Origin of the sequence: Nocardia brasiliensis IFM 10847 (assembly GCF_000710915.1) — a bacterium.
In the GTDB taxonomy this organism is placed as follows: domain Bacteria; phylum Actinomycetota; class Actinomycetes; order Mycobacteriales; family Mycobacteriaceae; genus Nocardia; species Nocardia brasiliensis_A.
Map to the genome: position 1 here is coordinate 1 of NZ_BAUA01000080.1, position 19,102 is coordinate 19,102.

At 69.1% G+C, this 19,102-nt stretch carries 16 protein-coding genes and 1 pseudogene; 5 read left to right on the plus strand and 12 right to left on the minus strand.

What is annotated here, in order from left to right:
- The 6 genes and pseudogenes from NBRGI_RS17110 to scoE all read right to left on the minus strand — a co-directional run.
- Positions 1-439 (minus strand): annotated as a pseudogene (locus NBRGI_RS17110) (ABC transporter substrate-binding protein); the annotation flags it as partial.
- Positions 433-4,854 (minus strand): non-ribosomal peptide synthetase, encoded by a 4,422-nt coding sequence (locus tag NBRGI_RS17115; RefSeq protein WP_051727841.1) that lies wholly within the window; start codon positions 4,852-4,854, stop codon positions 433-435. The gene NBRGI_RS17115 and the pseudogene NBRGI_RS17110, both read right to left, overlap by 7 nt.
- On the minus strand, positions 4,818-5,054 hold the full coding sequence (locus NBRGI_RS17120; protein WP_029897492.1) for a phosphopantetheine-binding protein: 237 nt from the start codon (positions 5,052-5,054) through the stop codon (positions 4,818-4,820). The genes NBRGI_RS17115 and NBRGI_RS17120 overlap by 37 nt, the downstream gene beginning before the upstream one ends.
- Positions 5,055-6,593, minus strand: coding sequence for a long-chain-fatty-acid--CoA ligase (locus NBRGI_RS17125; RefSeq protein ID WP_029897494.1), 1,539 nt, complete (start codon positions 6,591-6,593; stop codon positions 5,055-5,057).
- On the minus strand, positions 6,590-7,123 hold the full coding sequence (locus NBRGI_RS17130) for an FcoT family thioesterase (protein WP_029897497.1): 534 nt from the start codon (positions 7,121-7,123) through the stop codon (positions 6,590-6,592). The genes NBRGI_RS17125 and NBRGI_RS17130 overlap by 4 nt, the downstream gene beginning before the upstream one ends.
- Entirely contained in the window at positions 7,120-7,998 is an 879-nt protein-coding gene (scoE, locus tag NBRGI_RS17135; RefSeq protein ID WP_235210988.1) for a (3R)-3-[(carboxymethyl)amino]fatty acid oxygenase/decarboxylase, read from the minus strand. The genes NBRGI_RS17130 and scoE overlap by 4 nt, the downstream gene beginning before the upstream one ends.
- Positions 7,999-8,293: 295 nt before the next feature.
- Between scoE and NBRGI_RS17140 the strand changes: the two genes are divergently transcribed.
- Positions 8,294-8,971: a hypothetical protein gene (locus tag NBRGI_RS17140; protein WP_051727842.1), complete on the plus strand. Its 678-nt coding sequence runs from the start codon at positions 8,294-8,296 to the stop codon at positions 8,969-8,971.
- Between the two features lie 183 nt (positions 8,972-9,154).
- The gene (locus NBRGI_RS45255) at positions 9,155-9,583 is read left to right on the plus strand and encodes an STAS domain-containing protein (protein WP_051727843.1); all 429 of its coding nucleotides are present in this window, start codon (positions 9,155-9,157) and stop codon (positions 9,581-9,583) included.
- Between the two features lie 9 nt (positions 9,584-9,592).
- On the opposite strand, the gene NBRGI_RS17150 is transcribed toward NBRGI_RS45255, so the two are convergent.
- Positions 9,593-10,624, minus strand: a complete 1,032-nt coding sequence (locus tag NBRGI_RS17150; protein WP_029897505.1) for a DoxX family protein — start codon at positions 10,622-10,624, stop codon at positions 9,593-9,595.
- 203 nt (positions 10,625-10,827) lie between these two features.
- Here NBRGI_RS17150 and NBRGI_RS17155 point away from each other — a divergent pair, with 203 nt between their 5' ends.
- Positions 10,828-11,112 (plus strand): hypothetical protein, encoded by a 285-nt coding sequence (locus NBRGI_RS17155; RefSeq protein ID WP_029897507.1) that lies wholly within the window; start codon positions 10,828-10,830, stop codon positions 11,110-11,112.
- A 9-nt stretch (positions 11,113-11,121) separates the two neighbouring features.
- On the opposite strand, the gene NBRGI_RS17160 is transcribed toward NBRGI_RS17155, so the two are convergent.
- From NBRGI_RS17160 to NBRGI_RS17180, 5 genes are all read right to left on the minus strand, one after another.
- Positions 11,122-11,979, minus strand: coding sequence for an alpha/beta fold hydrolase (locus tag NBRGI_RS17160; RefSeq protein ID WP_063726282.1), 858 nt, complete (start codon positions 11,977-11,979; stop codon positions 11,122-11,124).
- 77 nt (positions 11,980-12,056) lie between these two features.
- Positions 12,057-13,706, minus strand: a complete 1,650-nt coding sequence (locus NBRGI_RS17165) for a class I adenylate-forming enzyme family protein (RefSeq protein ID WP_029897511.1) — start codon at positions 13,704-13,706, stop codon at positions 12,057-12,059.
- 17 nt (positions 13,707-13,723) lie between these two features.
- Positions 13,724-14,764, minus strand: coding sequence for an NAD(P)-dependent alcohol dehydrogenase (locus NBRGI_RS17170; RefSeq protein WP_029897513.1), 1,041 nt, complete (start codon positions 14,762-14,764; stop codon positions 13,724-13,726).
- Positions 14,764-15,933, minus strand: a complete 1,170-nt coding sequence (locus tag NBRGI_RS17175; protein WP_029897515.1) for an EstA family serine hydrolase — start codon at positions 15,931-15,933, stop codon at positions 14,764-14,766. Before NBRGI_RS17175 ends, NBRGI_RS17170 begins: the two co-directional genes overlap by 1 nt.
- Entirely contained in the window at positions 15,930-17,297 is a 1,368-nt protein-coding gene (locus tag NBRGI_RS17180; RefSeq protein WP_029897516.1) for a flavin-containing monooxygenase, read from the minus strand. Before NBRGI_RS17180 ends, NBRGI_RS17175 begins: the two co-directional genes overlap by 4 nt.
- A gap of 196 nt (positions 17,298-17,493) precedes the next feature.
- Here NBRGI_RS17180 and NBRGI_RS17185 point away from each other — a divergent pair, with 196 nt between their 5' ends.
- Both NBRGI_RS17185 and NBRGI_RS17190 read left to right on the plus strand, forming a co-directional pair.
- Complete coding sequence (locus NBRGI_RS17185; protein WP_014987663.1) at positions 17,494-18,123, plus strand: TetR/AcrR family transcriptional regulator; 630 nt, start codon at positions 17,494-17,496, stop codon at positions 18,121-18,123.
- A 185-nt stretch (positions 18,124-18,308) separates the two neighbouring features.
- Entirely contained in the window at positions 18,309-19,085 is a 777-nt protein-coding gene (locus NBRGI_RS17190) for a DUF6319 family protein (RefSeq protein ID WP_029897518.1), read from the plus strand.
- Positions 19,086-19,102 lie beyond the last annotated feature (17 nt).

The following is a 19,102-nucleotide window of genomic DNA, read 5'->3' on the forward strand; positions in this document are numbered from 1 at the left end:
GGTCGGCGGCGAAACCGCCACCGCCGGTGGATATCACGAGATCGGGCCGTTGGTTCAGCATGGCCTCCTTGGGAATGTCCTGCAGGCTGTTCGGGGTGATGTTCCCGGTGGGGAGCGCATCGATCGCGGCGGCTCGGCCCGGCACGTCGGAATTGCCGTAGGACTGGGCGTTGGCCACCACCCGGTCGGCCACGCCGAGTGCGAGCAGCGCCGACACCTCGCCGACCGAACCGCCGTTCATCACCACGACGCGTGTCGGGGCAGCGGTGAACGTGTAGCTCTTTCCGCAGTTCTCAAGGGACAGCGGGTATTTCGTGACGCCGTCGGTCGCCGCGGACGCGGGCCGGGTATCGGTGGCATCGGTCACCGACGTGGTGCAGGCGGTCGCGGCGAGCACACCCGCCGCGAGTACCGGCAGCAGTGCGTGTTTGATCAGCATGGGTGCCTCTTCGATGGTTGCGCGCCGACCGGGACCGGGGGCGGCGGGAGGAAACGGGTTCGAATCAGGTAGTCGACGCCGGCCCGCACTGCGGCCAGCGAATCCGGTTGCGGTACGGCGGCATCCGCCAGGGCGGCGTGAGTATTCGTGCGGCTGTAGGCGACGGCGGCGCCCGGCCGCGCCAGGTGTGCGGCGTGCGCGCGGGCGATGGTCAAGGTGTGATCGCCCTGCGCCGAAGCCTGATCCGCCAGTGCGGTCAAACGGTTGTGCCAGTCCGTCGCGGGGACGGTCGCGATCGGATATCCGGATTCGCGCAGCACCCCGACGATCGCCGCGAAGGGCAGCGGCTGCTCGCTGGTCAGATGGCACGTCCGACCGACGGCCCGGTGCGTGACCAGGTGGGCGATGGCAGCGGCCACCCAATCCACCGGGACCGTGTCCACCGTGCCCGTCCGGTACAGCTCGTCGGGGACCGCTTCGAGCACGACCATCGCGCGCAGCAGGCTCCAGAACGCGTCGTCCGGGCCGGACGCGCCGGTCCCGGAGTGCCCGCCGATCCGGCCCGGCCGGGTCACCGTCACCGGCACACCGCGCGCGGCGGCGGCATACAGCAGCCCCTCCGACACCCACTTGCTCGCGACATAACCGTTGGGCGGCAACGACGTCGCGGCCACCCGGCGATCCTCGCTCAGCACCGCCGGATTTCCGTCGACCGCGAAAGCGGTGTCGACGGAGGAGACGAAATGTACCGAGGTGGCATTGCCGGTGCAGGCCAGCCGCAGAATGCGCGCGGTCCCTTCGACATTCGCCGGACGCAGCCTGGCGTAAGGCTCGAAGTGATGGACCCGAGCGCCGTTGTGCACGATGGTGTCCACGGTGTCGGCGAGCTCCCGGTAGCGCTCGGGAGACAGTCCGAGCAGCGGCTCGGCGAGATCTCCGGCGAGCGGGATGATCCGGGATTCGCGCCGGGCAGATCCCGGGTGCGGTATATCCGCCTGGTCGCCAAGTCCGTAGCGTGCGAGGGTGTCCCGCAGCCGGGTCGTCGCGGCAGCGTCGTCCGGCGCTCGGACGAGGCAGTACACCCGTAGGTCGGTCCGTTCCAGCAGAGCCGTGAGCAGGAACGCACCGAGGAACCCGGTCGCACCGGTGAGCAGCGCGACCCGGGGCGGCGCCGACGCCTCGCCGATCGCGACGAGGTCGTCGACCAGGTGCACGTCTTCTTCTAGATCGGCTGTCCGCCAGGGTAATTCATCGGCGGATCGGCCCGACTCGAGCCGCTCGGCCATCCCGGCGACGGTCGGTGTGTCGAACATGGTGCGCAGATCCCAGCGCACACCGAAGGCGGCACGTATTCCGTTGAGCACCCGGGCCGCGCGCAGCGAATGCCCACCGCGCGCGAAGAAGTCGTCCTCGATGCCCACCGAATCGAGCTCGAGCGCCTCGGCGAACAACCGCACCAGCGTCCGCTCGGCGGGCGTGCGGGCGGGCCGTTCGGTGGCAACGGCGGTCGGCGGCGCGGGCAGCGCCGCCCGGTCCAGTTTGCCGTTGGCGGTGTGCGGCAGGCGCTTCAGCTCGAGATAGATCGACGGCACCATGTAGTCGGGCAGCCGTGCCGCTAGGTGCAGGCGCAGCGCGCGCGGGTCCGGCAGCGCCGCGCCCGCCGTGGGCACCACATAGGCGACGAGCACCTGCGCGTGTATCCGCACCGCCGCGCCGCCGACGTCGGGGTGGGCGGCCAATGCGGCTTCGACCTCACCGACCTCGATTCGATAGCCGCGCAGCGACATCTGGGTATCGCCGCGTCCGAGATAATCCAGAGCACCGCCCGGCTGCCTGCGCACCAGATCGCCGGTGCGATAGAGCCGCCCACCCTTCAGGTCGAACGGGTCGGCGACGAATCTCGTGGCGGTAGCGCCCGATTCGCCGAGATAGCCCTGCCCGACGGGTAGCCCGCCTACGTACAGTTCGCCCACCACCCCCGGCGGCACCGGCCGCAGCGCCCGGTCGAGCACGTGGCACTGCCCGTTGCTGACCGGCCGCCCGATGGACGGCGCGGCGTGTGCGGCCACCGTGGTCCAGGTGGCGTCGACGGTGCATTCGGTGGGCCCGTAGAGGTTGTAGACCGAGATCTCCGGCTCGGCGCGCAACGCGGACCACAGGGCCGCGTCGGTCGCCTCGCCGCCGAGCGCGAGCACCGCGGGCCGGTGCGGCCCGGCGAGCAATCCCGCCGCGAGCAGCTCGCGCGCGAAAGTCGGTGTGATATCGAGGAAGTCGATGCGCTGCGCGCGGATGTAGCGGACCAGCGCGTCGGGGTCGCGCCGCAGCTCGTCATCGATGACATGCAGTTCGTGGCCCGCCAGCAGCCAGAGCAGGCCCTCCCACGCGGTATCGAAGGTCATCGACGCGGTGAGCGCCGCCCGCATCCGCCTGCCACCGCACGCCGCCACCGCGGGTTCGATCAGCTGCTCGCGATGGTGGTGGTAAAGGTTCCGGACGGATCGGTGCGAGATCACCGTGGCTTTGGGTGTGCCGGTGGTGCCGGAGGTGTGGATCACCCACGCCGGATGATCGGGATGCACGGGCGGCGTGGCATCGTCCGCGGTGGCCGCAGCCAGGTCGTCGACCAGAACCGCTCGATCGGCGAGTGTGGTGGGAAGCAGCGGAGTCAGTGCGGTCGTGGTGATTATCGCGGCGAGTTCGGTTCGGCCACGAAGCCCGTCGAGCAGCAGGGCGGTGCGGGCGGCGGGCTGTCCCGGGTCCAACGGGACATAGATCGCACCGCAGGCCAGTACGGCGAAGACGGCGGCGATCGCATCGCCGGTGCGCGGGAGCAATACGGCCACGGCGCTTCCCGGACGCGTACCCGCCGCTGTCAGCGCGGCCTGCCATTGCTTTGTCCGCGTGGCGAGTTCGCCGTAGGACCACGATTCCCGCCGTCCGTCGCGACCGGTGGCGACGATCGCCGTCGCCGTTGTCGACCGCAGGGTCTGCGCTGCCAGCACCTCGTGCACCGGCTGCTCCGGCCACCGGCGATCAGGCCCGCGACTGGCGGCGTGCAGCGCCGCTCGTTCGCCCGGCAGGAACAGATCGATCGCGTTGAGCGGGCGATCGGGCTCGGTCAGCACGCGACGCAGGAACGTGGTGAACCGCCGCAGCTGAGTGGCGAGTTCGGCGGCGGTATAGGAGCTGGGATGACCGTCGAGGTACAGCGTGGGCGCGTTGCCGTCGCCGCGGTCGTAGAGGTTGAACACCAGATCGTCGATCATCCCGGCGGTGACGTTGTGCACCGTGCTGGTGCACGCGCCGAAACGCAGGTCGTAGTCGAACAGCATGATGTTGACCGAGGGCCCGTACATGCTGCGATCGGTGCCGACCAGACCCAGGTCGCGACGCACCTGCTCGCTCCGATACCGCTGGTGGCGCCGGCCGCGCACCAGATCGCGGGCGACCCGGCCGGTGAGCGTGGTCAGCGTCGGCTCGTCCGCGAATTCGGTCCACAGCGCGACGCCGTTGAGCGTCATGCACGGCACCCGCAGTGCGGGAGTGCCGGTGCGCAGCATGACCGGCAGCGCGAGGCATACCTCGGTCGCTCCGGTCATCCGGTGGACGTAGGCGGCGACGGCCGTGGTGAGCACGTCAGTCCAGTTCGCGCGGGCGGTCTCAGCGACCCGGCGCAACAGCGCGACCGTCTCGGCGTCCAGTGCGGTGAACTCCCGCAGGGTCCGGCCCGCGCGGCTCGGCGGGTGCGGTGTGGCGCCGGACAGCGTCACCGGGGCCGGGCGGTCGCCGAGGTAGTCGAGCCAGTACGCACGGTCGCGTTCGATCTCCGGTGATTCGGCATACGCCGCGTCCGCCGCGATCACCGCGTCCCAGGACCCGAAAGCGTAGGGCGGCGTGGGCGTTCCGGTGACGCGCGCGGTGTACAGCTCGGCGACGCGGCGCGCGATCAACGCCATGCCGTAGCCGTCGAGCAGGATGTGGTGCACGCGGTGATACCAGAGCGTGCGGTGTGGCGTGAGCCGGAAGATGATGTGCGCGAACAACTCGTCGCCGGTGAGATCGCGCGGCTCGGCGACGTCCCGGTCCATCAGTGCGCGGGCGGCCGCCAACGGATCCGGCGCGTCCGAGACGTCCACCACCTGCACCACCTGATCCGGCGTGTGCTCGAGTTGACGCGGACCTTCGGCAACGAACCGGGTTCGCAGTACTTCGGTCTCGGCTACCGCGGCGCGGACGGCGGCCACCAGCGCGTCCAGCTCGAGCGGGCCGGAAATATCCACGTACTCGGCGATATTGAACGCCGACGACGCCGGGTCCAGCTGCTGGCCGAGCCAGACGCCGAGCTGGGCGGCGGTGAGCGGCCGTCCCTGCGGCGAACTCACCGTGCCGGGCGCGGCGCGAGCAACGGCCACCACGCGGCGAGGGTGGGGTGCTCGGCCAGATCGACGAATGCCGGTGCGGCGCCACGCTTCTTCCACCGTTCGATGAGCCCCATCAGGCGCACCGAGTCCAACCCGGCGGCGAACAGATCCTCGGTGTCGGTGAGCTCGTCCGGTTCGAGATAGAGCACGTCGGCGATGTCCGCGCGCACCGCGGCATAGGTCAGCGGTTCCATTCAGTTCACCTGTCTTTCCCGCTCGGCCCAGAACCGCTCGCGCAATTGCCAGCGCATGATCTTGCCGCTGGGATTTCGGGGCACGGCGGCGATCAACTCGAAGCGGGCCGGTATCTTGAACCACGCCAAGTGTTCCCGGCAGAACGTCATCAGGTCACGCACCCGCACCTGCGCGTCCGGTCGGCACGCGACGAACGCGTGCACCGATTCGCCGAACACGTCGTCCGGCACGCCGATCACCGCCGAATCCGCGACGGCGGGATGTCTGGCGAGGACGTTCTCGATCTCGGCGGGGTAGATGTTCTCGCCACCCACGATGATCATGTCCTTCAACCGATCTCGGATATACAGGTAGCCGTCGGCGTCGACGTATCCGGCGTCGCCGGTGTGGATCCAGCCGTCGATCAGCGTCTGGCTCGTGGCCTCGGGCCGCTGCCAATAGCCGAGCATGGCGGCGGGGGAGCGCAGGCAGATCTCGCCGACCTCCCCAGGCGGCCGCGGCGTCCCGGCGGCATCGATGATCCGCACGGACACACCGGGATACGGTCGCCCCGCGGCGGCCAGCCGGGGATTGCCCGGCACATGATCCTGCGGCGGCAGGCAGATCGCGGTGTTCCCGGTTTCGGTCAGGCCGTAGATCTGGGCGAACTCGGCGTCGAAGAGCTCGAGCGCCTCTCGCAACAGGGTCTCCGAAATCGGTGAGCCCCCATAGACCACCTTGCGCACCGACTCGACCGCCGCCGGGCTGATCGCGGGCTCGGACATGATCAGCCGCAGCATCGACGGGACGACACACATGGTGGTGATCCCGGTTTGCGCGATCAGTGTCAGCGCGGTGCCGCTGTCGAACCGCGGCATCGCGACGTTGGTCACGCCCGCCGCGAAACCCTGCATGGCCCACCAGATTCCGCCGACGTGGAAGCCGGGGATGCCGATAAGGCTGCGCTCGCCCGGGCGGAAGTCGATCCAGTCCAGTCCCGCGTCGGCCAGCGCGTCGGCGATGGCGAAGAAGCTGCGCTGCGCCAGCACAACGCCTTTGGGCAAGCCGGTGGTGCCGCTGGTGTAGAGCTGGATCACCGCATCGTCGCCGCCGCCGACCGAGGTGTCCGGTGCGGGCTCGGCGGGACCGGCCAGCCAGCTCGCGAACTCGGCGCCACCCAGGTCGACGATGCGGGCGCGCGGCGCGGCGACCCGCGCGATTTCCGCGGATTCGGTGTCGACCAGCACGACCGTACTGCCCGAGTCGCCGATGATGTGTTCGACCTCCGGTGCGGTCAACCGGAAATTGATCGGGACCAGCACCGCCGCGAGTCGCGCGCAGGCGAAGAACAGCGCGTAGTAGTCGACGGATTCCTGGCCCAGATAGGCCACCCTGTCGTCTGCGGCTATGCCGGCGGCGCTCAGCGCGCGGGCGAGCCGGATACTGTCGGCACGCAGCTGTGCGTAGTCGAGTTCTCTTCCAGCACAGGAGATCGCGACCGTTTCAGGGCGGTGCGCCGCGTGCTCTTCGAGCATCGAAGTCACCGTGCGGGTACTCATCGCGCGGCTCCCACCGGACGGGCCGCGTCGACGACCGCCAATCGGACGACGCCGGCACAGTTTCCGCCGTGGTCGTCCCAGCAGCGGAACGAGGTGTCCAACCCGGTGAACGGCGTGCCGTCGAGCGAGCTCGTGCGCTCCCGGCTGCCGTCGAGGGTGAACTCGCCGGAGAAACGGCGTGGGTCGATCGGCCTGCGGAAGTCGCTGTGGAAGCGGGTGATCAGAATGTCCGGCAGCTGGCGGCGCCAGAAATCGTCCATCGTCCACCCGGTGAAGACCCCGAGTTGCTCGCGCACCATGACCGCGATGGTCTGATAGAGCATCTGGTTGTAGCAGATGTTCACCTCGACCGAGTTGAGGTGGCCGGTCGCGTCGATGTAGCAGGACTCGGGTATCTCGAAAGTCCCGGTGGCGGTGACCCTCTCGCCCGAGCGAACCTCGAGCGTACGCAGATAGCGGCAGTGCGGCTTGTAACAGTGCAGGACCTGCGCCAGCAGCAACGGATCGTCCGGGAACACCCGATCGGTCATGCCGGCACGCCCGGTTCGTCGTCGTAGACGGTGACCCGATGCGACACCGCGGGCTCGGCGGTGGCGTTGTGCAGCGCCCGGTGCACCATGGCGCGGTTGTCCCAGATCAGCAGATCACCCCGCTCGAAGGTCTGCAGCCGGATCGCCGGATGCGTGCACGTCTCGTCGAGTTGGCCGGTGACACTGAGCAATTCGCGCAGCAATTCGGGCCGGTCGGTCCCGTCCGCGCCGGTGATCGAGGTCGTGAAGCCTTCGCTGATATAGAGCACCGGCTCACCGGTATGGGGGTGCGGATGCACCGTGGGCAGGTGTACCGGCGGGGTTTTGGCCTCGATTTCGGCAAGCACCTCGGAAATGGGCCGATAGACATCGCTCGGCCGGATCTTGAAGTAGCGGGCCACGCTGTGGGTGGCGACCGTGTCGGTGAGTTCGCGCTGCAATTCGGGGCTCAGCCCGCGGTAGGCGGCGACCAGGTCGAGGAAGTAGGTGCCACGGCTGTGCTGGGGGACCACCTGGGGCAGGATGAAGGTCAGGTCGAACGGGCGGGGCATGAACCCGTAGTCCGAATGCCAGAACTTCCCGGTCTTGGGCACACCGACCCGCTGCGGACCGCTACCGACATTGGACGATACGAATACCTCGGGCACGTCGGGGTGATGGTAGATCGGCTCGTAGTACCGCACCGGTTCACCGAAACCGCGTGCCAGCGCGAGGAATTGGTGCGGATCGAGTTCGACGCCCTTGAGCACGGCGATGCGCTCGCGGTACACCGCCCGCTTGACCGCACGGACGTCTTCCTGCGATGCGGGGTCGAAGTCCTCGATCACCACACCGAAATCTCCCTGCGGGCTGATCCGCATGGCTGTTCGCTGCATGACCACTTAGTCGGCCCACTACAGCCGGTAGTTCCCCGCAATTTCGACCGATTCGCCCCGTCGCGTGCGGTTGCTGTGACCTGGCCGACACTCGGCGGTCGACGGTTGCGCGGCCCGGCGGCTGCCGCTAGCGTCCTTCCGCGGTGGACGGCCACCGCTCGCACGGCGAACCGGCAGGTTTCGGTTGAATCGCCAATATCGCTTCTCTGCAACATCTTTCGATTACGTAGGCGCGCCTCGGTCGCGCCGGATCCGCTGTCGGTGTGCACCGACGCGAGACGATGAGGGGACTTCCATGGGTAGAACGACATTCGCCGCGGTGGGTTTCTGTGTGATTGCCGCACTGACCGGTTCGGCCGCCACCACGCACGCGCAGGCGGAGCCGGCCGAAATGCACTACACGGCAAGCGCGGTCGGCGATTCGGTGGTGCTCAGCACCGATGTGGGCGCGCTGCGCGCGGTCGACGGCCGTTTCGAGGTGCGCGATCCGGCCGACCGTCTGGTAATTGCGATGCCGCTCAGCTATCAAAACGACAACAAAGTATGGCCGATCACAGTGCGGATCGACGGCCGCACCGCCACCCTCACGCCCGGTACCGACCCCGCGACCGCAAAGCCCGCTCCGGCCGAACTTCGCGACATCGCCATCGACCCACAGTCCACCGACTTCAATACCGCGGTGATGAACTTCGCCACGGTCGCGGGCCTCGGTGTGGCACTCGGCACGCTGATCGGCACGACCATCGGCGCCGCTCTCGGCTGTGTCGCGGGCGGGGCCTTGGTCGGTGCCGCGGCCGCGGTGCCGACGATCGGCGTGCTCGCGGTCCCCGGGTTCCTCGGTGGGTGCCTGGTGACCGGTGCCGCCGCCGCCCCGATCGGCGCGATCATCGGCACCATCGTGCTGGGCGTCCCTGCCGCGGTCATCGGCGGCTTGCTCTTCGCGGGCGCGCTCGGCAAGCAAGCCGCGAGCTGACGAGCGCGGTGTAGTTCGAAGCCGCTGGACTGTTCGAAGGGCGCGCGTTGTTCGAAGGGTGCTGCGTTGTTCGAAGGGCGCAGCGTTGTCGAAAGGCCGCTGTGCTGTACACGCCCGGATACGCCGTGCTTCACTTGGTAGACAGGCCCGCCCCGCCACCGGGACGGGCCGAGGAGTCGTCCAATGTCCAGCAACGACGATGCGCGCTACGCCGCTGTTTCGCCGGGCACGTCGGCCGAAGTCGCTGACCTGCTTCGTTTTTCGGTGTTCCGCCCACGGCACGATATCGCGATGATGATGGTGTACGGCCAAATTGATCTGTGGACCGCACCGAGCTTCCGCGATCAGCTGAGCCGAGTCATCGGCGCCCGATCCGCGGTGATCGTCATTGATCTCTCGCCGGTCACCTTCTTGTCCGCCGCCGGTCTGCGCGTGCTGTTCGACGCCCAGGCGCATCTCGAAAAGATGTGTCGGCGAATGGTTTTGATCACCAAGACGCGCAGCGTCGATCGTGCGATCGAAGTAACCGGCTTGGCGCCCAGCTTCCGCCGGGTGCGGTCGCTGGACGCCGTGCTGGTCGATCGTGGCGTGGGATACGAAGAGTCGGCTTAGTTCTCGATCTCAGTGCAGCCGCTGCTCCACCCGGTGCCGGGCCGTGTCCGCGAACCGGTTGCCCCGCTTGCGGGCGGTCTCGGCGAGTTCGGGTGCGCGGTCGCGAGCGGTGTCGGCGAGTTCGGCGCTGCGCTCGCGCGCGGTTTCGGCCAGCTCGGCGCCGCGTTCCTTGGCCACCTCGGCCCACTCGGCGCCGCGGTGCTTGGCGACATCGGCCAGCTCGGCGCCGCGTTCTTTGGCCAGCTCGGCGAGTTCGGCGCTGCGTTCCTTGGCCAGTTCGGCCCATTTGGGGCCGCGGGTCCTGGCGCGCTCGGCGAGTTCGGCGCCGCGATGCTTGGCCACATCGGCGAGTTCGGCGCCGCGTTCCTTCGCGGTCTCCACCAGCGGTGCCGCGTGTTCCTTTGCGGCGGCGGCCCATTCGGGGCCGTGCTGCTGCACGGTGTCGGCGAGTTCGGCGCCCTTGGTGGCCGCGGTGCTGCCGAGAGCGCCTGCCGCCGAAGCGACTTCGTGCGCCCGGCGGCGCAGCCCCTCGGTCGCGGCGCCCTCCGACGATCCGGTGAACGGCAGCGCGGCGCTGACCGTCGCGGCCGCACCACGGGCGGCGCGCCTGCCCCGCCAGCCCAGCGACGGCTTGCCCTCGGTATCGGCAGCCGCGATCATCAGCCCGCCGAGCAGTCCGAGATCCTTGAGGAAGGCGTTGCGCTTGGTCGCCTTCTGCGCGGGATCGGGTTCGTTCCAGAAGTCCTGTTCGGTGACCGTGGCCGGGACAACGGTCGCCGCGAGTACCAGCGCGGCCAGGCGTGGCGCTTTGCCGAGCGCAAGGAGCACACCGCCAGCAACCTGCGCGGCGGCGTTGACCTGGACGACGGTCCCCGGATCGTTCGGCAGTTTCGCGGCGTACTGCTCGGGCAGCTGACGCTGGCCGCGCTGCACCAGCTCGGTGGCCGCCTTCACGCGTGACTCCGGGTGCCGCAGCGTATCGACACCCTCCACGACGAAGACAGTGGCAAGTAGTGGGCGGGCAAGTCGGCGCAACAACATGACGGATCCCTTTCCTCGACGGCTCTATTCGACCGGGTTCCCGGAAGGTGTCTCATCAAACCCGGTGGAACGGGCAGTAGCGGACGTATCGGACGTCGAATCTACACCGCGTAACGGCAATTATTGAGCAAACGATCTGCCTGGTGTGGGTACGCACCGACCCACCGCGGTCTCCCGCTCTGTCCTGCCGGAAGGTACCACCGATGAACTCCGAAACGGTCCCAACGACTTTCGAGGCGATCGTCGCTCAGCTCCCAGCCGCACCGGCCTGCACCCTGCGCTTCGACACCGTCCCCTGCCGACATCGCGCCGAGTGGTTCATCCGCAAACGACCGTGCTGCCATCCCGAGGGGGTGGACTTCATGTGCGATACCTGTCACACCCGGATCACCTGGATGCTCACCCTCGGCATCGAATTCGAGTGCGCCGGTTGCGGTGTGCGCTCGGACAGCTTCGCCGAGCTGTACCCGACCTCGGCGCCGCTCTGAGCCGTCGACTCAGCGATCACCCGCGGCCTTGGGGACCGTGTCCCGGTGCGCCGTCGTGAGGAAGTCGGTGATGACCGCGCTGACCCTGGCCGGGTCCTCCACCATCGGCAGGTGACCGCAATCCGGCAGCTCCACGGCGGTATGCGCCCGCAGCGTACGGCTGAGCCGGGCGCCGGCGCGGGCCGACAGAATGCGGTTCTGCCGGCCCCAGATCGTGCAGATCGGCGCGAAGGCGGCGGGCGGGGTGAATTCGTCGAAGGCCGTGAAGGCGGGGAAGTCCTGCACCAAGCCGTGCAGGGCCTGCAGGCGGCCGCGATCGGACCAGTGCGCACGCAGCCTCGGCGAGTGCTGCAGCTGCTGAGCTCGGCCGCGGGCGCCGAGCTGGTTGCCGATGATCAGCGACACCGCCGGGCCGGGCAACGCCAGCCTGCGCGCCAGCGGGGCCAGCGGGAGTCGTGCGTCCGCCCAGGCCAGGCCCGCCGACTGACCGGAACGGACGGTGTCCCAGGTGAGCGGGTTGATCAGCACGAGCGCGCGCACGCGCTCCGGGTGGTCCATCGCGTAGCGCAGGGCGGTGGCGCTGCCGAGGCAATTGCCGACGAGCGCCACGCTGGCGAGCCGATGCGCGTCGAGGAAGGCGCCGAGCATCCGCACGTAGTCGGCGAGGCGATAGCCCGCGGCGGGCTGCTCGGATTGTCCGTAGCCGGGCAGATCGATCGCGAACACCTCGTGGTCGTCGCGCAGCGCCGCCACCTGGTCGTCCCAGATGTGGCGCTGAGTGCCCGCGTTGTGCAGGAAGACGACCGGCGTCCCGCTGCCCACCCGGTCATAGGCCACAGCCCTGCCCTGATGCTCGAAAACGTCCACGTCGACTCCTCGCGAGCGGCCCGGGCAACCAAGTCACCCGTTCCGTCGCAATTTTACGGTGCTGTCAACCGTGCCCGTCAGATTTCGATCCCCGTGCGCACCACTTTGCCGGTGGCGTTGCGCGGCAGCTCGGTGGTGGTGAGGCGCCAGCGCGCGGGCACCTTGTAGTAGGCGAGCCGTTCCGCGGCGAACGCGCGTAACTCCGCTTCGGTTGCCGCTGTGGGGTTTTCGAGCACGACCACGGCGGCGACCTGCTGGCCGAGATCCGGGTCCGGGATGCCGACGACAGCGCACTCGCGGACCGCGGGATGCTCATCGAGGCACTGTTCGATCTCGACGGGATAGACGTTCTCGCCGCCGCGCAGGATGAGATCCGAACGCCGCCCGGACAATCGCAGCCGGCCGTCGGTGAGTACCCCGATATCGCCGGTGCGCAGCCAGCGGTCGGCGGTGATCGCCGCCGCGGTGGCCGCGTCGTCGTTCCAGTACCCGAGCATCACATACGGGCTGCGCACGCAGATCTCACCTTCGGCGCCGTCCGCCACGACCTGCCCGGCACTGTCGCGGATCTGCACCTCGGCCCCGATCACGGGGCGGCCCACGGTATCCGGGAACGCGGCGAGTTCGGCCGGAGTGGCGATGGTGGCCGCCGTGCTGGATTCGGTGAGCCCGTAACTGGTGACCAGCGCGGTTCGCGCGACCGGAAGCCGTTCGCGCAGTTGATGTTGCAGTGCCGCCGAGGACGGCGCGGAGTTCAGCGAGAAGGACACCAGCGAGGACAGGTCGTACCCGGACAGGTCGCGTTCGAGCAGCCGGGTCGCCATGGTGGGCATGGCGCCCCAATTGGTGACGCGTTCGCGTTCGATGAGCCGCAGCACCCGGTCGGCGTCGAAGCCGCCCTGGTAGAGCACCGCGGTGTCACCGGTCACCAGCCGGGGCACCACGAGGTTGTGCAGGCTGGCGATGTGGAACAGCGGCGAGGTGAGCAGAAACCTGCGGCCGCTCGGTATCGCGCCGGCGCCCGCGAACTCGGCCGCGAGCGCGTCGTTGAACTGGTGATAACCGATGACCGCCACCAGGTTTCGATGCGAGTGCACCGCGCCTTTCGGCCGTCCGCTCGTACCGCTGGTGTAGAGGACGACGGCGGGGTCGTCCTCGTCCACCGGCGCGAGTGCCGGTATCGCACCGGCGAATTCGGCGAGCAACGCGGGCAGGTCGTGTTCCATGGTGAGCACGGGCACCCGGATATCCAGTTCCGCGACCAGGGCCGCGCGCTTCGCGTCGACGATGAGCACGGCGGGGGCGGTGTGTTCGACGCCGTAGGCGATCTCGCGCGGCGTCCACCAGGCGTTGTAACCCACCGCGATCGCGCCCAGCTGCTGCGCCGCCCAGAACGCGCAGACCCATTCCGGGGTGTTGGCGGCCAGGATGCCGATGCGGTCGCCCCGGCCGACGCCGTACCGGTCCCGCAGCGCCGCGGCCAGCGCGCCGACCGCGCCCGCGTGCTCGCTGAACGAGATCCGGCGGTCGTCGGTCACCAGGTAGTCGCGCGCGCCCCAGTCCGCCGCGGTGGCCAGGACCTCGCCCAGCGAGCGGGCGCGGTTGCGCAGCACCGGCATCGGCGCACCGAGCACCTCCTCGACCGCCATCTCGAAACGGCCACCGGGACCGGTCAACCGGGCCACGGCCGCCGCGGCGAACGCCTGTGCATCGAACGGCTTCGTCATCTACCGCACTCCCTCATTCATGGAACCACTACCGCGCGACCGGCGACCAGCCCACGCTCTAGCCGGTCGAGCGCCGCGCGCCCGTCGGCCAGTGCGTACTGCTCGACCGCGATCTCGAGCTTGCCCGAACGAGCCAGCGCGACGGACTCGATCAGATCGGATTTGGTGCCGCCGTAGGACTTTCGGATCGAGGCGCCCCACGGCCAGCCCGGACCGCCCGCGGGCGCCGCACTGATCTCCGGCGTGCCGCCGCCGAGGCCGATCATCCGGTAGGCGCCGTTCGGCGCGACCGTGGCGACGGCGAGCGCACAGGTCTGGTCGTTGCCGACGAAGTCGAATACCGCGTCGGCGCCCCGGCCGTCGGTGCGGTCGAGGATCTGCCGCGCGGTGCCCGGGCCGGCCCGCAGGCCCGCGGCCGCGCCGCCGCGCGTCGCCAATTCCAGTTTGTCCTCGGCCACGTCGACCGCGAGCACCTCGGTCGCACTGGTCGCGGCGAGGATCTGCACCGCCGCATGCCCCAGCCCGCCGACGCCGATCACCACCGCCACCGAGCCCGGCCGCAAATGCTCGCGCGCGCCGCGAATCGCGTGGTAGCTCGTCAGTGCCGCGTCCGCGAGGGGAGCGGCCTGCCGGAAATCGAGCTCGCCGATCGGCACGAACGCGTCGGCCGGCATGCGGAGGTACTCGGCCATGCCGCCGTCCGGACCGAGCCCCGGACACGGCGGCATCGCGGTGCGGCCCGCGGCCAGGCAGACGTTCTCGTTGCCGGACGCGCACTCCCGGCACCGGCCGCACGACCAGCACAGGTAGACGACGCCGCGTTCGCCGGCGCTGCGGCCCTCGACCGCGTCGCCGACCGCCTCGATGGTCCCCGCGACCTCGTGTCCGAGCGTCAGCGGCTCCGCGCGCAGCCGGAACGGCAGGTGCAGCACATGCAGATCGGAATGGCAGATACCGGCCGCGCCGACCCGCAGCAGCAGTTCGCCCGGCCCGATCTCAGGGACCGGCACCTCGCGCAGCTCGAGCACGCCGGGCCCGGTGAGCTGTAAGGCGCGCATCATGCCGATGCGCCTTGCTCGGCCCGTACCGCGTTGAACACCGCACGCAGGTAGGCGTCGGCGCGCGGGGAACCGATCAGGCCGGGCGCCATCTTGTTCATGGTGTACGCGACGGTGATGCGCCGGTCCAGGTCGTTGACCACCATCGCGCCGCCGTAGCCCGCCCACCAGCAGACCCGGCCGTCCGGTACCGCAGGCGCGGTCTGCGCCTGCGGTAGCCCGTAGCCGAGGCCGAAGCGCAGCGGCACCAGCAGTGCCAGATCGATACCGTCGGACTGCTGTTCGAAGATCAGCTCGATGGTCCGCTCCGACAGCAAGCGCCGGCCGTCGAGCACGCCGCCGCAGGACACCAGCGATTGCACCCGCGCCACCGAGCGGGCGTTGCCGTGCCCGTTCACCGCGCCGATCTCCGCCTCGCGCCACCCGGTGCTCGCGGTCTCGGCGAGGTCGAGCAGCGGGCTGGTGAGCGTTTTCACCAGCACGCTGTCCTGATCCAGTGCGGCCAGGTCGAATTCGAGCTGCGGCGGCGGCACGAGGGGCGCGATGCGGTCGTGATGTGTTGCGGGCGTGCCGATGTGGAAGTCCGCGCCGAGCGGCTCGGCGAGTTCGGCGGCGAAGAACCGGCCCAGCGTCTGTCCGGTGACGCGCCGCACCACCTCGCCGATCAGGTGCCCGTAGTTCAGCGCGTGATAGCCCGAGGCGGTGCCCGGCTCCCACCACGGCGGCTGGGCGGCGAGACGAGCGCAGGCGGCCTCGGCGTCGTAGATATCGCGCAACTCGATCGGCGGCGCCCAGCCCGAGACGCCGGAGGTGTGGCCGAGCAGGTGCCGAATCTCGATGTCGCCCTTGCCGTTCGCGGCGAATTCGGGCCAGTAGTGCGCCACCCGCTGGTGCACGTCGAGCTCGCCGCGGTCGACCAGCAGCAAAGCGCTCAGCGCGGTCATCGTCTTGCTGATCGAGAACACGTTGACCAGGGTGTCCGCCGTCCACGGCCGGGTGCGCTCGACATCGCGGTAGCCGCCCCACAGGTCGACCTCCGCGACGCCGTCCACCGTGACGCAGACGGCCGCGCCGAGCTCTTCGCCGGCGGCGAGGTGGTTCTCCAGTTCCGTGCGCACCTGCGCGAAACGGTCCGCGCAGTAACCCGCCGTCCGCGGCGCGCCGGTCACGCGCGCTCCAGCGCTCGGGCCGGCACCGGCAACGGGTTGCCCGCCGCAGCAGCGCGTTTCGCGCCCTCGGCCATTTCCCGCCGCATCGCCCGCACGTACGGTTCGAACTCCACCTGGATGGTGTGCCTGGGCGAGTCGTAGTAGCGGCCGGTCCGGGCGGCCTCGGCCGCCTGCATCGCCGCGTTCATCTCCGGTACCGAGGGCGGTAGATAGTTGCCGGTGAGATAGGCGGCGACGAACTTGCTCTGCTGCTCGGCGAAGTTCACCAGCGTCGGCAGCGGCTGCGCCAGCCCGAGGAAGAACAGGTCGGGCACACCGGGTTTCATCATGTGCTGGAACAGCGGGAACCGATTTCGGGCGTCCGGCAACAGGTCCGGATCGGCGAAGAACGGGAAGCTGATCCGATAGCCGGTGGCGCAGACGATCACGTCCACCTCCTCGGTGCTGCCGTCGGCGAAACGCACCCGCGGACCCTCCAGTGCGGTGATCGCGGGCTTGAAGGCGATATCGCCGCAGCCGGCTCGGTGCAGGAACTCCTCGCTGGCCGAGGGATGCGCCTCGAACGGGCGATGGTCCGGTTTGGGCAGGCCGTAGAACTCCATGTCGCCCCGGAACTTCCGGACGAACCGCTGCTTGAGCCGCAGCGACACCTTGCGCGGAATCCAGCTCGGCACCGACTGTTTGTCGCCGACCTTGCCGTGCACGTACTTCGGCAGCACCCAGACCCCGCGCCGGGCCGAGACGGTGAGTTTCGCGGCGAGGAAGCGCTGGGACAGTTCCGAGGCGATGTCGAGTCCGGAGTTGCCCATCCCGACCACCACGACCCGCTTGCCGCGCATGTCCACCGGATCGAACGGGTCGTTGTAGGCGTGGCTGTGCAGCAGCACGCCGTCGAATTCCCCGGGATAGTCGGGCAGATTCGGATCCCAGTGGTGTCCATTGCACACGATCAACGCGTCGTAGCGGCGGGTGTGGCCGTCATTGCTCGTCACCAGCCAGCTGCCGTCGGACGCCCGTTCGGCGGCGGTCACCACGGTGTCGAAAAGTATCTTCTCGCGCAACCCGAAATGATCGACGTAGTCCTTGAAGTACTGGAACAACTGCGAATGGTGCGGAAAGTCCGGCCAATCCGCGGGCACCGGGAAATCCTCGAAGGCGAGCCGGAATTTGCTCGTATCTATGTGCAGCGATTGATAACACGCCGACATGCCGTTCGGGTTCTTGAAATACCAATTGCCGCCGACCTCGTCGGAGGCCTCGAAGCAATCGAACGGGATGCCGTGGTCCTGCAATCGTTTGGCGGCGGTGATCCCGGACGGGCCCGCACCGATCACGCCGACGCGGGGGAGTTCGGTTGGAGTCATTCAGTGTCCTCGTGCTGAGCGGGACGTCACTCACCCGTGGCGACCGGAGTGACGTAGGCAACAAGGTAACACTCGCTAGACACAGCGTCTAGTGAATGACGTATTGTCTAGTGAGACGCGGTGAACCTTCGCTTCAGTACACTCGAGCAGCGAAAGTCGCACGTCGACACAGCATTCGACCGACATGGGGTAGCCGTTGCGCACCAACCCGAGCCCGGCGGGCAGCAACCTGCGGGACGAACAGAAGCAGCAGACCAGGGCTCGCCTGCTGGCCTGCGCCAAGGAGCTGTTCACCGACCGGGGTTATGCCGCGGTGCGGGTGGACGACATCGCCGCCGCCGTCGGTTGCAGTCGCGCCACCTTCTACCTGCACTTCAATTCCAAGCAAGAGGTGCTGCGCGCGATCGCCGAACAGGGCACAGCCCCGAGCGCGCTGCATTTCTACGAAGACCTGGACCGGGTGCTCGACACCGGTTCGCGGGCCGAGTTCGTCGCCTGGGTGACCCGGGCGATCGCCTGGTTCCACGAGCACAAGGACCTGCTGCCCGCCTGGGACGAGGCCACCGCGCTGGAGTCGGAGTTCCGCGAGATCGCGCGCAACGGGATCATGGCGCTGCCCAACGCGATGACCTCCTACCTCGCCCGCTGGCCCGCCGACCGCGCGGACGAGGCGCGGCTGCGGGTGGAACTGCTTGTCGCCCAACTCGAACGCTTCTTCACCCGCTGGGCCGTCCAGGGCACCATCAACGTGTCCGCGGAGCGGGCCGCGGAGGTGCTCGCCGATATCTGGTTCCCGGCGCTGCAGGCGCCGCCCGACCGGAACTGACGCCCGCCGAAAACACTGAGCGGTAAGGCGATCCCGACCGGCTCGCCGCGGCGTAGCTCCGGGTTCGCTGGCTCCGCGCTTCGTCGTGTTCTCGGCCTCGATTTCCCGGTGGCCTGCAAATCTGTCGGTGCGGTGCGGCATCATCTGTGCACGCAGCCATCCACGAATATTGCTCGGAGTCATCAATGCCGTCGACCAGAACCAAGCCCAAGCCATTGTCGGACAGCGAGATTCAGCGGATTGCCACCGAAATCGCCGGCGGCAAGCCGCCCATGGTGTGGTTCACCGCCGCCGCGGTGGGCGTGCCGGAAGGACGGTCGGGAAAGGTGATCGCGCTCGGCGATCCAGCCGACGGAGACTTCCTGCAGGTCCGGCCCACCGGCTCGAAGGATGTACTGTCCTTTTCTCCGACAGAAGTGACGTTGACCAAGCCGCAGCGAGGTGCGGCGCCTGTTTCCACCGCCCAGCCGAAGTCGACAACCAGGAAGGAAACACCCGTGACCCAGCCGTCGACCTTGACGAGCACTGCGACACCCACCCCCGCCAGTTCCGTCACCCCGCCCCCGGTGGTCCCGAAACCCGTTGCGAGCATGCCGGAATCGGCGGAACAGGACAGCGGCGCGAGCAAGGCGCCCGTGTCCAAGCCGAGCCCGGCCGGCGCGAAGCCCGCCAAGGCGGCGGCCCGGCCGAAGGCGAAGACGCCCGAGGTCACGGTCACGCTGACCGGTACCGCCGACGGCGAATGGTCCGTCGACGTGGTCAGCGGCAAGAAGCGCGCGGTGCGCGGCCTCGCGGTGCCCAGTTCCGCGGTGGCGCAGGCCGCCAAGATCCTGCACCCCGAGGTGGCCGACGTGGTGGCCGGCATTCTCGATGCCGCGCGGGAAGCCCAGGAGGCCAAGGTGCAAGCGCTGCAGGCCGAACTGGAAGCCGCCCGGCGATTGCTCGAAGAACTGGCCGACTAGGCCGCGGCCGTCCTGCT